The organism is Mobilibacterium timonense (genome assembly GCF_900155555.1).
GTDB classification, from domain to species: Bacteria; Bacillota; Clostridia; order Peptostreptococcales; family Anaerovoracaceae; genus Allobaileyella; species Allobaileyella timonense.
Map to the genome: position 1 here is coordinate 479,803 of NZ_FUHN01000007.1, position 15,585 is coordinate 495,387.

Sequence of the window (15,585 nt, forward strand, 5' to 3'; positions counted from 1 at the left end):
TCCCCTCAACGCCTTTCACTTCTTTCTGAGCTTTGAATACTTAGTCACGTAGACCGTCCTCTCGGCTAGCGCAGCCTGAGGCTTCACCGGTTTGACCCCGCCGAAACTCTCAGCCAGATGCGCGGCGGCACACCCCTTTTCCATTACGGTGGCAAGAGCCTCCGCCTCGTCCTGGTCGGCCCCGCGGCAAATGGCACCGCGACCCTTCACCAGGACCGCATCACGTCGCCTTATGGCATCCTTTAGCTCGGAAACCTTTCCTGTCGGGAGTACGCATTTGATGGAAGTTCCGCCGATCTGAGCCAGATCGTCGATATAGGATCCCATTTCCTTCCCCAGACGGCTCATCTTGACGGTGTAAGGCTTTCTGGAGACAACGACGCACTTCTTATCGTCGGTCATGATCCTCCTCGCCCATCTCGGTGTGGACGGATCTCCCAGGAAATACACCTTGTCGTCCTCCACCTGCTGAGCGGCCACGTCTCCCAGGCAGTACTGGGAATAGACCTCCTCCGAGACATCCTCCAGGAGCTTCGTGCACCTGAAGGCCGACTCCACGTCTTCTCCCAGGCATACCGCGCCGTGGTTCTTCATGAGGAGCGCCTTTGCATCGGGGTTCTGGGAAAAGGCGGCTCTCACCTTTTCCGCCAGCTTCTCTGTGGAGGACATGGCGTACTCCGCGCAGGGAACGGTGTCCCCCATGACCGCCGCTGCCTCCTGGCTGACATCGCCAGTGTTTTCCACGTCGAGGCCCAGCACGCTTACAGCAGAAGCGTAGAACTGGTGTGTGTGGACTATCACGTTCACCTCCGGACGGTCCAGATATATGTAGCTGTGAAGGAATTTCTCGCTGGACGGCTTGATGTCTCCGAACCACGTGCCGTCTGCGGCATTCACCACAACGATCTGGTCAGGAGTAAGCGTGCCGTAATCCCTGCCGCTCGGGGTGATGGCGAAGAGGTCGTCGGATATCCTGACGCTCACGTTCCCCCAGGTCCTGGCCACCAGGCCCTGGTCCACCAGCATCCTGCAGGCCTTCAGCACCTGTTCTCTGGCGTCGTCCACCCTGCTGGGTATGACGTCGTGATCGAGCAGCTCAATGCCGCCGTTAAAATCCAGTCTCGTAAAATCTGATCCCATAATATCCGCCTCCGTCTACAGCTTTCCGCATTTTGAAAGGACTCTGTCGAATCTGGCGATAACGTCGTCGATCATCTCTTCGTCGTACGCAGCGCTGGTGTACAGTCTCGTGCCTGCCAGCGTTATGATGCCCTCTGCCATGTAGGCCGCACCCATGTGCTCCATCTCCTTCTGGCGCGCGCCGGTCTCCTTGAGGACCTTAGGCAGCGTCCACGGCTTGCTCCAGTCGATGAAGTAGTGCATGGTCCCGGCGTTGTCCAGGTGGCATACGGAACCCTGATTGAAGCAGACGAACGGCAGGTGATACTTTTCGATGGACTTATTTATCCCGGCTACCAGCCTGTCGGCCATCCTTCCTGCCTGCTCGATCGCGTGAGTCCTCTCTATCTCGCAGATCGTATAATATCCGGCCACGCAGGAGATAGGAGTCGCCGCCATGGTGCCTCCGCAGAGGGCCTTCTTGACCTTCTTTCCGGAGGAATCCAGCCCTGCTCCCATGTGGGCCATCACGTCTCTTCTTCCGCCTATGCCGCCGGCGCCCGGATAACCTCCTGCGATAACTTTTCCAAATACCGTGAGGTCAGGATTGATGCCGTAATATCCCTGCGCCCCGCTGAGGCCGATCCTGAAGCCGGAGACCACCTCGTCTGCGATGAGGAGCGCCCCGTACTTGTGGGCCAGGTACTCGCATCCCTTGACGAAGTCCTTGGTGACAGGCCTCGTTCCGCTCTCTGGCCCGATAGGCTCTATGTACACCGCGGCAGTGCCGCCATCCAGCTTGTTCTTCTTGAGCTTACGCTCCAGATCCTCAAGATCTCCCGGGAAGAACTCGTCCGTGTGCCTGAAGATGTAATTAGGGATGCCCCTCGACTGGAGTCCCTTTGTTCCTGGTATCCTGATCCCGTAGGCAAGCTGATCGGACCATCCGTGGTAGGCGCCTCCCATCTTGAGGATGTTCTTCTTACCAGTGTAGAGTCTCGCGATCCTGGCGGCCACCATGTCCGCCTCGGTACCGGACCCTAGCATCCTGAACATGTCCACCGACGGCACCAGGTCGCTGATCTTCTTCGCCAGCTTGTACTCGTACTCGTGGAAAAGTCCAGTGGAAGGTCCGCAGGTGTTCAGGAGCTCGATGACCTTCTCCCTGACCTCCACCGGGTTGCTTCCCAGCACTGTCGGTCCCCCCGCCTGCAGCAGGTCGTAGTACTCGTTTCCGTCGATGTCGTACAGCTTCGCTCCGGAAGCCTTCGTGATCACTATCGGGAAAGGATAGTTGAACGCCAGGTTGTGCTGAACGCCTCCCGGGATGATGGTCTTCGCCTCGTCGATCATCTCCTTCGACTTAAGACACTTCTTGTTGAAATACTCTTCTTCGTACTCTGCCAGGTATTCCGGCCTTATGGAGTAGATGGGGCCGTCCCTCAGGGCGTCCAGCTTGCTGATGACCTCTTCCACATCCAGATATTCATCGATCGCAAAACCGTTATAGGCCATGTCATTCCTCCTTAAATATTCTATTTCAGATTCGGATGAGCCAAAATGAGCAGTCACTCAATTTAAATCAATACTATTCGCCCGGTGGTGTAAAGTCAATGAGTTAAACGCTATAAACCTTATGAATACAAAGTTTCACGGAATTTCGATCTTTCTGTAACGGATCTGTTCCGCCGGTGTTGACTGTTGCGCATATTGATATATAATTGTCATAGACCGCGGTCTAAAAGATGGTCTGTATTTTCTTTGACCTGCCACCGTAATAACTGGAACAGGGATTGGTTTGTTGTTTGCAAAGGAGGAATTGCAATGGCTATTAAACCGAATGAAGAGAAAGTGCTGAAGTACATGGAGCAGCAGGGCTACGATGCTTTTCTGATCTCCAACCCTACGAACGTCCGCTACGTCACGAACTTCACCGCCAGCGACGGGGCACAGCACCTGCTTTTCACAAAAGAGGGGAAGATATACTTTATCACCGACCTCAGATACTCAGAGGATGCGGCGATCGAGTGTCCTGAGTGCGAAGTATTCATCTGGAGGCTCCCCGGCAAGACAGTCAGCGATGCAGTTCAGCACCTGCTCTCTGAAAACGGATGCAAGAACGTTGCCTTCGAAGCTGACGCCTTCACTTATGACTCATACATGGTCATGGACAGCACGGTCAAGGTGGAAAAGATCCCTACTCAGGGCGTCATTGCAGACATGAGAATGATAAAGACTCCGCAGGAGATCGCATACCAGAGAGCCGCATGCCAGATCAGCTGCAGAGCACTGGAGAGGCTTCTCGAGGACATCCGCGTCGGCATTACCGAAAAGGAGCTGGCTGCCATGCTGTCCCTTTACATGGTACAGGAAGGCGCCGACACCATGCCTTACGGAAACATCCTCATCTCCGGAGCCAGAACGTCCCTGCTCCACGGAGTTCCGAGCGAAAAGGCAGTCCAGTACGGCGATTTCGTCCTCATGGACTTCGGATGCCAGGTCAACGGCTACATGTCAGACATGACCCGTACTGTAGTTGTAGGTCAGGCCACCGAGGAGCAGCGGACGGTATACGGGCTCGTGCAGCAGATGTTTGACGCCTGCAACAAGATCACAAAGGCCGGAACGCTGGGCAAGGACATCTATCTCGAGTCCCTGAAGCCTCTGGAAGGCACTCCTTACAAGGGATATGAGTACAACAACATCGGTCACGGCATCGGCCTCTTCGTACACGAGGGACCTTTCGACAGCATCACCGACGAGACACCTTTCCCTGTGAACAACGTCCGCACCATAGAGCCTGGTCTTTACATCCCTGGCTGGGGCGGTGTGAGGATCGAGGATCAGATCCTGATCACCGAGGACGGCTTCGAGAACATGACAGACTTCACTCACGACCTGATCGAGCTGTAGGTTTTTCCGGAAAAAAGAGAACGCCGGCTGAGCCGCGGCTGGCGGGGCAATAAAAACGAGCAGCAGTTCTCCACCAGATGGAGATGACTGCTGCTCTCTTTTATTGCATCGTTATTATATGTCCTTTGCGCGCTTTTCCACCCGCAAGGCTATAGTGATACCGCACCACCGCCATGCCCCGTTGAAAAAACTTCCTACTCGGCCTTCCGGTCCGTGAGCCACGCAGGCTTTCCCTTTTCCTCTTCTTCGGGCTTGTTCACCAGGCAGTTGCTGCACTCCTCGTGGAGCTTCTGGCCTTTGAGGGGACATTCTCCTCCGTTCCTGTCCTTCTTCTCCACGATCTTGTTGGTCACGGCACACCTCTCATAGGTGCGGTTCCCTGCGTGCTCCTGTATCTTCTTGATGTTCCCGTGTTCGTCGTAGGATATTATGCTGTCCCCTGTGCGCCTCTTCACTATCCGTGCAGGAGCTCCGACAACGGTGGTATCCGCAGGTACATCCTTGAGAACAAAGCTCTCGGCTCCCACGACCGCGTTATCGCCTATGGTGATCGGACCGAGGACCGTCGCCCCGGCGCAGATCGTCACGTTGTTTCCCACTGTAGGGTGCCTCTTGCCGCTCTCCTTGCCAGTGCCGCCAAGAGTAACTCCGTGATACATGCTCACGTTGTCTCCGATCTCCGCAGTTTCTCCGATCACGACCCCGTGACCATGATCGATGAAAAATCCTTTTCCAATGGTGGCACCAGGATGGATCTCGATCCCAGTCTTCCTTGCAGCCCTCTGGGAGATGAACCTGGCCCAGAAGAAATGCCCCTTCAGATAGAGCTTATGAGCCCTCCTGTAGGATCTGAGGGCCTGAAAATAAGGATACAAAAGGACCTCGGCCTTTGAATGGATGGCCGGATCACGCTCCTTGATGACCTCGTAGTTCTCGTTCAAGTCTTTAAAAAATCCCATATACATCACTCTTTTTCTTATTGCTTCAATGGTCGCGCGCCCCGCCCCGGGCGTCCTAATTCCCTTAAATCCCCTAGGAATTAAGATGATTATATTCTCTGATTTCTCGTTTTGTCAATGGGATAGACTAAAGCCATTTTTTCTTTATAAAATACCTGATCTCCAGGATGAGAAGCACCGCGCTTGCGCAGATCATCACCGGATAGGAATATCTGAATCCCAGCTCCGGCATGTACTTGAAGTTCATGCCGTACCAGCTGGTGATGAGAGAAAGCGGCATGAAGAGCGTGGTGACGACCGTGAGTATGGTCATGATCCTGTTCTCCCTGATTTCCAGGTGGGTCACATAAAGCTCTTTGATGTTGACCGTGTAGTCTCTGAGGGAAACCGACATGTCCTTGAGCTTTTGGATCCTGTCGGTGAAGAGCTTGAAGTAGCGGATGTTGTCGCTCTTGAAGAAATGGTTTTCGTTCTCCTGGAAAAACTCTCCCAGGTCGATGAGCTGCTCGTAGTGTATGCGCAGGTCCCGGAGGTCGCTCCGTATCTTGCTGAGCCGCTTCTCGTCAGCCACCATGTCATCGTTCAGGATCTTTCTCTCCATCTCGTCCAGCTCGTCCTCGTAGGTCTCCATTATCAGGGCATCGTTGTGGATGAAGTGATCCAGCAGGTCGTATATGAACCTCTCCAGGCTCGGGAACCGCCAGCGCTTCACCAGCCTCATGGACTCGATGATCCTGTTCACCTGATGGCTGTCGTCTATCAGAACGATCCCCTTTTCGTCTAGTGCAAAGGTGAACCTGAGATCCTCGTTGTCCAGGTTGGTCCTGTCCGGGATGCTGAAAGCACCGGTTATGGAATCGTAGTTTTCCTTCGCCTCTGTGATGTACGGGGATACGGCGGTCGGATCGAAATCGATCCCCAGATCGAACTCATCCTTCATCTCGTTCCACTGGCCCGTGGTGAGCACAGCCACAAACTGCTCGTCCGTGGCGAAAAGCTGATCAAAGGATACTTTTTCCAGTTTTTCTCTTATCAGGTAAAACATGTTCAGTCCTTCTTTGAAAAAATCTTCTTTCCTCCAGTGAGCAGGGCTCCGGAATATGCGCCGGCAGCCACTGGAACGATGTATGATACCGGAAAACACAGCATGAGCACGGCAACTACCACCAGGGGCTTTTTGCTCACGTTCCCGTACAGAGCAGCCACCACTACCGCCACCGCAAACAAAGGACTTGCTCCCGTGATCCCGGCCGCCGCAAACCCGATGGCCGAGCCTCCGAATATGATCGGGAATATCTTTCCTCCACGCCACCCGAGGCTCATACACACGTTAGTCAGGAAGAGCTTGGAGATCCCCATAGCCAGCAGGATAGCCGGTCCCATGGCCGTCCATCCTTTCATGAGCTCCTCAAGCTGATCTTCCCCGGAAAACATCGTCATCGGAACCAGCCAGCTCACACATGTCAGGATGATGCCCGCCGCTATTCCCGATATCACACGCCGGTCTCCGATCCTCTCCGCCATCCAGGACGATACCCTGTCAAACGAACTAAAGGCGAGTCCGCCGACGACACCGATCAGGACCAGAGGTATGAACCACTTCCACTCCCCGAGGTGCAGACCGGGATCCGCGGAAAATCTCGGAAGGCCTCCCGACTCTCCCGTCAATTCATTGAACACCTTCATCACCAGCAGGGCACCGAAGAGGCTCATGGCATAAAGGAAAAACCTGGTCTTCTTTGACACCAGCCTTTTTCCCTTTCCCCTTACGTCTGTCTCTGTCTCCGCGACAGGATCTGTACTACCGGCGCCGATCCTATCCGTTTTTCCTGCAGCACCAATACCGAAAGCTGACTCGATCTCGTCTGCGAAAATGAACAGCGGCGCACCGAAAAGAGCGCACATCACAGCACCGAGGCCTGCCTCCTCCATTCCTTTTACTTCAAAGCCCTTGCGCCTCATCGTAGCGTTTACCCAGGACACCAGCCCCGCGATGATACCTGACAGGCCCGCCTCTGGTCCGACAGCACCTCCGAAAAAGAGCGGCAGAAGTGCCGATACAGCCACGACGCCCAGGTGATCATATGGATAATAGCCGTCTCTTTTCACCTTCCCAAGGACCTGCTCCATGGAGTCAGGCAGGTCTCCATGCTTCCCGTGCCACAGCCCTATCAGAGCCCCGCCTGCAGCGCAGACCAGCATTCTGTACCATATAGTCGATCCGCCCGGAACTATTCCCGGCAGCCTGGTCCACAGCAGCTCTATAACTACCCTCATGATGTCTATTACCAGCCAGACGCAGGCGCCGGAAAAAGCACCCAGCACAAAGGCGAGGCATCCGAAAAGAAGCATTGAAGATGTGCGGCGTGATCGACTCATCATTGATCCTTTCTGGTCATGGTGAAACGAAAGACCCTGCAAGCCTTGATTTCTCAGTGCTTGCAGGGTCATGATCATTGGTTGCGGGGGGAGGACTTGAACCTCCGGCCTCCGGGTTATGAGCCCGACGAGCTACCAACTGCTCTACCCCGCGATATCAAATTGTCTGTATTGGTGCCGGAAACCGGGCTCGAACCGGTACGAGATAAAATCTCATGGGATTTTAAGTCCCAGGCGTCTGCCAATTCCGCCATTCCGGCAGAAGAAATTAAATGGCTCCGAGGGTGGGGCTCGAACCCACAACCTACCGGTTAACAGCCGGTTGCTCTGCCATTGAGCTACCTCGGAAAATCCTGTCCCGTTTTCGCGACTTCATTAGTATACACTTTGAGCAGGGGTGTGTCAACGTTTTTTTACAATAATTGCAAAATATTTTTACACGGCCGCGGAGCTACTCCTCTGCGGCCATGTTATCCTTTACGATCTCGATCTTTTTTCTGTATTTCTCCGCGCTGTCGTTCAGTCCGACGGCCTCGTAGACCTGGATGAGCTCCTCCATGATCTGAATGTTGCTCGGAGAATACCGGAGCGCGGTCTTGTAGTCCTGGATCGCCTCCTCGGCGCTGCCAAGAGCCGTCTCGGCCTGTGCCAGGTAATACCAGAGAGGCCACCACTGGCTGTAAGGTCCCTCCGTGTAACCAAGCAGAACGTCTCTGCCGTTCTGGAAGTCCCCTCTCAGGATATCGTTCACGGCAGCCTCTATCTTCACCGGCTCCTCGAGGGATTCAAGCCTTTCGCTGATCTCCTCCCTCATGTCCTCTCCATCCTTGTCCGTGCGGGACGAGGACAGCTCCAGGAAGGTCTGCCATGTGAGCTGGGCTTTTTTGTACAGGCCCAGGTTGGCATATGAATATCCCAGAAAGTAGTATCCCATATCGAAGTCCTGGTGGATCATGGTAAGGAGCTCGAAGATATCGATCGCCTCGGCCTTGAATGATCCGACATAATTCTCGTCGTCATTCTCCAGTGAATAGGCATCCGTAAGCGCCCTGCCATAGTAATAAAGTGCGTCTCTGTTCTGAGGGTCCATGAGAAGAGCCGTCCTGAAAAACATGGCTCCCGCCTCGTAATTCCCTGCAGACGACCTCTTTACGCCTTCTCCAATCATGGCCTTCACCGCCTGATCTCCGAAGATCCTCTTTATGTATTCAAGATACTGTGCCCTGAATGGAAAATCCGGGTCTCCCCCCAGGACGCGGCCCATGTTCACTGCGATGGTCCTGGTGGTCAGCTCCTGCCCTTCTCCTGCATCCACGGGAACGGGCACTCCCTTCAGGACTTCGGCCATCCCCAGGCGGTCCAGCATCTCGTCGTTCAACTCATCGAAGAGAGTCCCCTCGTTGAGCTTTCTGAGGTATTTCGCCACCCGGTCCTTCGGCTCATCCTGCTTCGGAGTCCTGCCGCCCGGCTCCGAGCCGCCGTCAGCACCGCGTCCGACGGACTTCTCTTTTTCCCCCTGAAGGTCCTTAAGCTTCACGATCTCCGTCATCTACAGTTCCCATCCTTTTCTGTCGAACTTCTTTACTTCTTCCGGGCTCATGCTCTTCTCCATGTCGTCGTGGATAACGTCCATGAGGACCTGGAGGCGCAGAGTCTCGTTGCTGCTGTCGTACTGCCGCTGGGCGAATGCATACAGTATGCGGTAAAGATCGTCCATGCGGCCGGTCTTTTTCGTGAGACCGTTACGCTGCACATAGTCGGCCAGCTCCGAGAAAAAGGAGTACGGCCTTGCGCCGGTATCCCGGAAGATCCGGTCCAGCGACTGGGAGAACGCGTCGGTCCCGGTGTAAAGCCCGGTGATCTTCGCCACGTCCTTGATCCTGATCAGCTCAGGTGCTGTCATGAAATCGTTGGCGATCACCTGGTAAGGCGGCCTCGTGCTGTACACGTAGCCGAACCGGTCGGCCTCCTCCCTCAGAAGTGTCCCCTTTCTGAGCCTAAGGATGCGGATGTTGAGAGTGGCCGTTCCCAGGCCGTACGCCTTGTTGAACGTCCTCTCGAAGTGCTGCGGCGTATCGTACGGCAGTCCCGCGGTGATATATGAATTTATCCTCACCTTGCTTGTCTGGAGAAGCTTGCTCACGTTGTACATCAGCTGATAGATGTTCGCCTTTCTCCCCACCGCATCAAGCGCCTCGGCGTTGGTGCTCTCGATATCCATGTTGAACTCGAAGAGCCCCTCCCTCGCTCCGGAGAGCAGCCTGATGGTCTCGTCGTCCAGATAGTCACCGTTGATATCGAAAACGAACGTGGTCACGCCGTTGTCGTTGCTGATCAGGTAGTCCCAGATCTTGTAGGCCCTGTCCACGTCGTAGTTGAACCACTTTTCTATGAACGTTACAGACTTTACCTCCTTGATGAGAAAATACCTCAGCTCGGAGCACACCCTGCCGAGCGGCAGTGTCCTTATCGTCCTGTCCGGCAGCACCTGAGAATAGGCACACCGGTCAGGGTTCCCACGGAAGGACTGATAATAGACTTCGTCTCTGCTGGAGAGCTCTTCTCTTTCGTATGGAAAAGGGATGTTGTCGAAATCCACAGGTTCCGGGAACTCGTTGACGAATATCGTCCCGTTGTCCCTGTAGGCCAGCCCCCTGATGTTGGCGAAATCGAACTGGTATGTGAGGAGCGTCTTCACGAAGGAAAAGAGGATCATCTCTCCCTCGCCTCTGAACACGAAGTCCACCTCAGGGTGCTCCTCCATGTACCTTCTCGTTCCGAAGGACACCTCCATGCCCCCCACTATGATGTTCACCACCGGCACAGCCTTTTTCACCAGCTCCGCCAGGCTGTCGATTCTGGAGGATATGCGCATGTTGGTGTGGAAATAGACCAGGTCGTATCCGCCACGGACTATGTCGTCGTACATCTCCCCCACTGTCATCTCCTCGGGATATTCCTTTACAGAAACATCTGCGGGAGAGTCGGCGACTGCGCTGTACATGTTTTTCAGCGCGAGCTTGTTGTGAATGCATCCGCTCTGAATAGTAGTAAGAAGAAGTCTCATCTCTGTTATTACATCCTTTCAGGAGCCTGGATACCCAGGAGGCCCAGGCAGTTTGCTATCACGGTCCTGGAGGCGCTGACAAGGGCCAGCTTCGCCAGTTTTTCCTTCTCGTCATCGACCAGAATGTGTTCGTCGTGATAGAACTTGTTGAAGCTCTGTGCAATGTCCACCAGATGTCTCGTGAGGATAGAAGGCTCATACTTCTCTCCGGCATCCATGATCACCTCAGGCACTCTGTACAGGTCCTTGATGAGCTGATAACCGCTTTCCGAGGTTATGTACCTGAAGTCCAGATCCTGCACGTCCTTCAGCTTTTCCAGGTCTCCCCTGGAGGCCTTTCTCAGCACGCTGCATGCCCTGGCGTGTGTGTACTGTACATACGGGCCCGTCTCTCCGTCGAAGTTAGTCACGTTGTCCCAGTCAAAGACGTAATCCTTGATCCTGTTGTTGGAAAGCTCCTGGAATATCACGGCTCCTATGCCGACCTGCTTTGCCACCTGGTCCACATCTATGCCCTCGGTGTTCTTTTCGGCGATGATATCCCTGGTCTTCTCCACGGCGGTGTTCAGCACGTCCTCCAGGAACACGACCCTTCCGTTTCTCGTGGACATGGTGCCCTCAGGCAGGCTGACCAGTCCGAATGGTACATGAACACAGTCCTTCTGCCAGTCGTATCCCATTAGCTGAAGGACTGCCTTCCACTGCTGGAAGTGGAGGTTCTGCTGTGATGCCACCACGTAGATGCACTTGTAAAAGTCGTATGTCTTTTTGCGGTAGATAGCGGCCGCTATGTCTCTCGTTGCGTAGAGACTGGAGCCGTCGGACTTTTGTATGACCGCCGGAGTGCTGATACCCATTGACTCCAGATCAACGATCTGGGCGCCCCTGGACTCCTGGAGAAGCCCCTTTTCCTTGAGCTCCTCGATGACCGCAGGCATCTTATCTGAATAGAAGCTCTCACCGGCATAGGAATCGAAGGTGATCCCCAGCATCTCGTAGACCCTGCTGAACTCCTTGAGGGAGAGCTCTCTGAACTTCTGCCACAGAGCGACTTCCTCCTCGTCGCCGGCCTCGAGCTTCGCAAAGGCCTCCCTGGCCTTGTCGTCGAGCGAAGGATCCTTTTCCGCCTCTCTATGGAACCTGGTGTAATACCCCAGCAGGGTCTTGATCGGGTCCTTAGCCAGCTCATCCGGGTCTCCCCAGAGCCTGTAGGCTACGATCATCTTACCGAACTGCGTGCCGTAATCTCCCAGGTGGTTTATCCTCACCACGTTATAGCCCATCTCATCATAGAGCTTGTAGATGGCGTTTCCGATAACGGTACTCCTGATGTGGCCGATGTGGAAAGGCTTCGCGATATTAGGAGAAGAATACTCCACGATCACTGTCCTTCCCTTTCCGATATCCGAACGTCCGTAGTCCCTGCCCTGGGTGAGGACAGCATTTACCACATCAGCTGCCACCAGTTCCTTGTTCATGAACATGTTCACGTACGCGTTTACAGGCTCGACTTTCTGGAAGAGAGAAGAGCCGGAGATCCTTTCTGCCACGTCCTTTGCTATGAGCGGAGGTGCCTTTCTCAATACTTTGGCCAGCCTGAAGCACGGAAACGCGAAATCTCCGTGGCTGGTGTCTCCCGGTATCTCAATAAGTCCTGCGATCTCCTCGTCGGTGAGTCCGAAGGACGGATCATTGATCTCCTGCGCTATCTTCTTCTTAAAATCGATCATGAATCCCTCTCCAATCAAAAAGTGTTATATCTGTATGGTGTCTTATTTTCTTACAAAGACCTCTTTGAAGTTGTTCTCGGTGGCCACGGGAATGCCCATATCCTTGAGCATCTTTGTGAAAATGCCGTTTCCCGAAACTCTCCTTCCGGTAAAGGTCCCGTCATAGATGTATCCGCAGCCGCAGGACGGGCTGTAGGCCTTGAGGATAGCTCCCTCTATGACCTCTCCCTTCCTCTCCGCTGTGTCCATGGCCAGCCTGAGGGCCTCTTCAGCTCCCCTCTGGAAAAACTCGGTAACGTCCTTTCCCGACTTATCGATGACACGGCCATCCACCTGCTCTGCCGGCTCGCGGGGAGATTTCAGGCCTCCCTGGGCCTCAGGGCACACGGAAACACAGCTGTGCTCCTCACAGAAACGAACGACGTCGGGCTTCACGTTGTTGCCCCCGTCGTACTTGCAATTTATGCCGATCAGGCACCTGCTCACGATAAACATAGATCACACACCTTTCTCCACCACTGCAGAAATTACTTTTTCTTAAGCTCCACAACGGTAACGCCTTCTCCTCCCTGATTGTAAGGAGCAGGCTTTATACCCTTCACAAACTTGTTTCTTCTGAGCTGATCCCTCAGGCCCTGCTGAAGGATGCCCTTACCTCTTCCGTGTATGATGTTTACGGTCGTCAATCCCGACAGATAAGCGTCATCTATATATTTTGCCACTTCTATGGATGCGTCGTCCAGGTTTTTGCCGATCACGTTGAGCTCGGGCTTCACCGTCCTGGCCTTCCCGGCGGCGATCCTGGCATAGGACTTCCGCCTCTGCCTCTCCTTGTTGCCCTGAGGTTCATTCTTCAGGACAACAAGATCCCTTGCGTTCACGTTCATCTTCAGGGAACCTATGCGGACGGTCACATCGCCCTTTGCGTCGGGAGGCGTCTCCACCTCGCCCCTCTGCTGGAGGGTCATGACTTTCACGAGGCTGCCGACCTTCAGGTCCTCGGCCCTGGCACCCTTTTCCCTCTTCTTCGGAGCTGTATGAGAGTCCTGCTTCTTCGCGGCCTCTCTGAGCTTCCGCCTGCTGTCTGCAACGGCTGCGGTCCGGTGTCCCTTGTCAGCGTCTCTGGAGGCCTTGAGTTCTCTGCTCACCTCCTCCACCTGATCCTGGGCGTCCCTGATGATGGCGGCCGCCTGCCTCCGCGCATCCTCGAGGATCTTTTCCCTGGAAAGGCGGGTCTCCTCGGCCTCCTTCGAGGCCTCCTGGAGTTTCTCCTCCGCTCTCTCCCGGATCCTCTTCGCCTGGGCGATCTGCTCTTCGGCCTCCGCCCTGCCTGCCTCCACTTTGGAGACGGCATCCTCGAAGTTCAGCTGGTTCTCGTCCAGCAGCTCCGAGGCCCTGGCGATCACGGATTCCTTAAGTCCGAGCTTCCTGGAGATCTCGAAGGCGTTTGATCTGCCTGGAAGTCCCACTCTCAGCCTGTAGGTCGGCGAAAGGGTCTCCACGTCGAACTCCATGGAAGCGTTCTCCACACCGGGGGTCGAAAGAGCATATTTCTTAAGTTCCGTGTAATGTGTGGTGGCGGCAACCATAACGCCCTTGCCCCGCAGCTCCTCGATGAGGGATATTGCAAGCGCGGCTCCCTCTGACGGGTCGGTGCCTGAACCGAGCTCATCCAGCAGAGCCAGTGTGTCAGGCCCGGCCTCGGTGATGATCTCCGAGATGTTTTTCATGTGAGAAGAAAAAGTGCTCAGGCTCTGCTCGATGCTCTGCTCGTCTCCGATGTCTGCGAAGACGTTCCGGAGCACCGGGATACGGCTGTCCGCCAGGCACGGGATGTGGAGCCCCGTCTGAGACATGAGAATGAAAAGACCGATGGTCTTGAGAGTCACGGTCTTTCCTCCGGTATTAGGTCCGGTTATGAGCAGAGTGCTGTACCCTTCCTCATTTGATGCGCCCCCGTCGCCCGATGGTCTGCCCAGGGAGACATCGATAGGGACCACCTTTTCAGGATCGATGAGCGGGTGTCTTCCTCTGTGGATATAGAGTCCTCCTGTGGCGGTGACCTCAGGCTCACAGGCGTCCATCGCTACGGACAACCTGCCCTTGGCGTTTATCACATCCAGCTCCGTCAGGAGATTCTGATTGTTGTTCAGCTCGTGGAAATGCTCAGAGACCTGATCGGTCAGCTTCTGAAGGATCCTCTGGATCTCGGCCTCCTCGGCCAGCTCCAGCTCCTTCAGCTGATTGTTCATGTTGACGATCTCCTGAGGCTCTATGAAAAGTGTTGAGCCGCTCTGCGACTGGTCGTGGACGAGGCCCGGTACCGAAGATGCGTACTCTCTCTTCACCGGCACCACATATCTGCCGTTCCGCACCGTGACTATAGAATCCTGGAGATTTTTCTGGAGAGTCCTGGAGCTGGTGTATTTGTACAATCTGCTCTTTATCGCCTCATTTTTGTTGCGGATCTCTCTCCGGATCCTCTTGAGTTCCGGAGACGCATTGTCGGCGATCTCATCCTCCGAAAGGATGCACCTGTTTATCTCCGACTCCAGGCCCGGCTGTGGCTCCAGAAGATCCGATATCTCCGAGATCACCGGGATCTCAGGGACATCTTTGGAGAGGAAGGCCTTTACCTCCCTCGCTCCTGCGACGCTTCTGCGCACCTGCAGAAGCTCCCTCATGGACAGGGTCCTGCCCTTTCTGGCCGCAGACAGGAGCTGGCTTATGTCGCCGAACTCCCCGACCGGAATTGACCCTTTATACACAATAACGGAAACAGCTTCCGTTGTTTCCGTTAAGGCTTCCTTCACTGAACGTACATCCGTGTGGATATCCAGTGTGGCTATCCTCTTGCGGCCGAGCTCAGAGCCCGCCATTCCGGACAGCATTTCGATTATTCTGTTGTAGTCCAGCAGTCTCAGAGTCTTACTCTTCATCAGTACCCTTCAGCTTCTGGAGATTTCTCATTTCGTTTCTCAGGCTGACGTTCTCTCTCTGAAGGTCGAAATATGCGTTCTCCAGGTCGCTGCACTTGGCCTCGAGAGCCTTGTAGCGCTCGCTGTCCTGGACGGCCTTGTCATTGTCGTTTCCGATCTTCTCCTTGAGGTCCGTGACCTGCTTCTTGGCATTCTCCCACAATGAGATGTAGTGCTTTACGTCGTTGTCAAGCTGGTGGTTTTCGGTCTGAACCTTGAGCAGCAAGTCGCTGTTGTCCATGAGCTTCTCGGCCAGGTTGATCGCAGCGAGAACGGCACACTTGTAATTTGGATTGCTGTTCAGGATCTTGCTGGTATGACGGATCTCGTCATCCACGTACTTGCCGATCTCCTTGATCTTTTCCTCGCTCTTTTCACCCGAAAGAACATACGTATTGCCGCAGATCACAACCTCTGCTCTGTTTCTTTCCATACACTGC

At 54.6% G+C, this 15,585-nt stretch carries 12 protein-coding genes and 3 tRNA genes; 1 reads left to right on the top strand and 14 read right to left on the bottom strand.

What is annotated here, in order from left to right:
• Positions 1–15: 15 nt before the first annotated feature.
• Both BQ7382_RS05285 and BQ7382_RS05290 read right to left on the bottom strand, forming a co-directional pair.
• Positions 16–1,140, bottom strand: a complete 1,125-nt coding sequence (locus tag BQ7382_RS05285) for a class II aldolase/adducin family protein (protein WP_077391065.1) — start codon at positions 1,138–1,140, stop codon at positions 16–18.
• A 15-nt stretch (positions 1,141–1,155) separates the two neighbouring features.
• Entirely contained in the window at positions 1,156–2,634 is a 1,479-nt protein-coding gene (locus BQ7382_RS05290) for an aspartate aminotransferase family protein (RefSeq protein ID WP_077391066.1), read from the bottom strand.
• A gap of 309 nt (positions 2,635–2,943) precedes the next feature.
• On the opposite strand from BQ7382_RS05290, the gene BQ7382_RS05295 reads away from it, so the two are divergent.
• Complete coding sequence (locus BQ7382_RS05295) at positions 2,944–4,032, top strand: M24 family metallopeptidase (protein WP_077391067.1); 1,089 nt, start codon at positions 2,944–2,946, stop codon at positions 4,030–4,032.
• A gap of 194 nt (positions 4,033–4,226) precedes the next feature.
• On the opposite strand, the gene epsC is transcribed toward BQ7382_RS05295, so the two are convergent.
• The 12 genes from epsC to BQ7382_RS05355 form a co-directional block, all read right to left on the bottom strand.
• The gene (epsC, locus tag BQ7382_RS05300; RefSeq protein ID WP_077391236.1) at positions 4,227–4,991 is read right to left on the bottom strand and encodes a serine O-acetyltransferase EpsC; all 765 of its coding nucleotides are present in this window, start codon (positions 4,989–4,991) and stop codon (positions 4,227–4,229) included.
• A 127-nt stretch (positions 4,992–5,118) separates the two neighbouring features.
• Positions 5,119–6,036, bottom strand: coding sequence for a magnesium transporter CorA family protein (locus tag BQ7382_RS05305; RefSeq protein ID WP_077391068.1), 918 nt, complete (start codon positions 6,034–6,036; stop codon positions 5,119–5,121).
• 2 nt (positions 6,037–6,038) lie between these two features.
• A complete protein-coding gene (locus BQ7382_RS05310; protein ID WP_159437234.1) occupies positions 6,039–7,343 on the bottom strand; it encodes a chloride channel protein in 1,305 nt (434 codons plus the stop codon).
• Between the two features lie 105 nt (positions 7,344–7,448).
• Positions 7,449–7,524 (bottom strand) — tRNA-Met (locus BQ7382_RS05315).
• Between the two features lie 18 nt (positions 7,525–7,542).
• Positions 7,543–7,630: transfer RNA gene (locus BQ7382_RS05320), tRNA-Leu, on the bottom strand.
• Between the two features lie 13 nt (positions 7,631–7,643).
• Positions 7,644–7,718: transfer RNA gene (locus BQ7382_RS05325), tRNA-Asn, on the bottom strand.
• Positions 7,719–7,821: 103 nt separating this feature from the next.
• Positions 7,822–8,919, bottom strand: coding sequence for a tetratricopeptide repeat protein (locus BQ7382_RS05330; RefSeq protein WP_077391070.1), 1,098 nt, complete (start codon positions 8,917–8,919; stop codon positions 7,822–7,824).
• Positions 8,920–10,437: a B12-binding domain-containing radical SAM protein gene (locus BQ7382_RS05335; protein WP_077391071.1), complete on the bottom strand. Its 1,518-nt coding sequence runs from the start codon at positions 10,435–10,437 to the stop codon at positions 8,920–8,922.
• An 8-nt stretch (positions 10,438–10,445) separates the two neighbouring features.
• On the bottom strand, positions 10,446–12,167 hold the full coding sequence (gene argS, locus BQ7382_RS05340; RefSeq protein ID WP_077391072.1) for an arginine--tRNA ligase: 1,722 nt from the start codon (positions 12,165–12,167) through the stop codon (positions 10,446–10,448).
• Between the two features lie 42 nt (positions 12,168–12,209).
• A complete protein-coding gene (locus BQ7382_RS05345) occupies positions 12,210–12,662 on the bottom strand; it encodes a DUF523 domain-containing protein (RefSeq protein WP_077391073.1) in 453 nt (150 codons plus the stop codon).
• Between the two features lie 32 nt (positions 12,663–12,694).
• Entirely contained in the window at positions 12,695–15,106 is a 2,412-nt protein-coding gene (locus tag BQ7382_RS05350; RefSeq protein ID WP_077391074.1) for an endonuclease MutS2, read from the bottom strand.
• A complete protein-coding gene (locus BQ7382_RS05355) occupies positions 15,096–15,578 on the bottom strand; it encodes a cell division protein ZapA (protein WP_077391075.1) in 483 nt (160 codons plus the stop codon). Before BQ7382_RS05355 ends, BQ7382_RS05350 begins: the two co-directional genes overlap by 11 nt.
• Positions 15,579–15,585 lie beyond the last annotated feature (7 nt).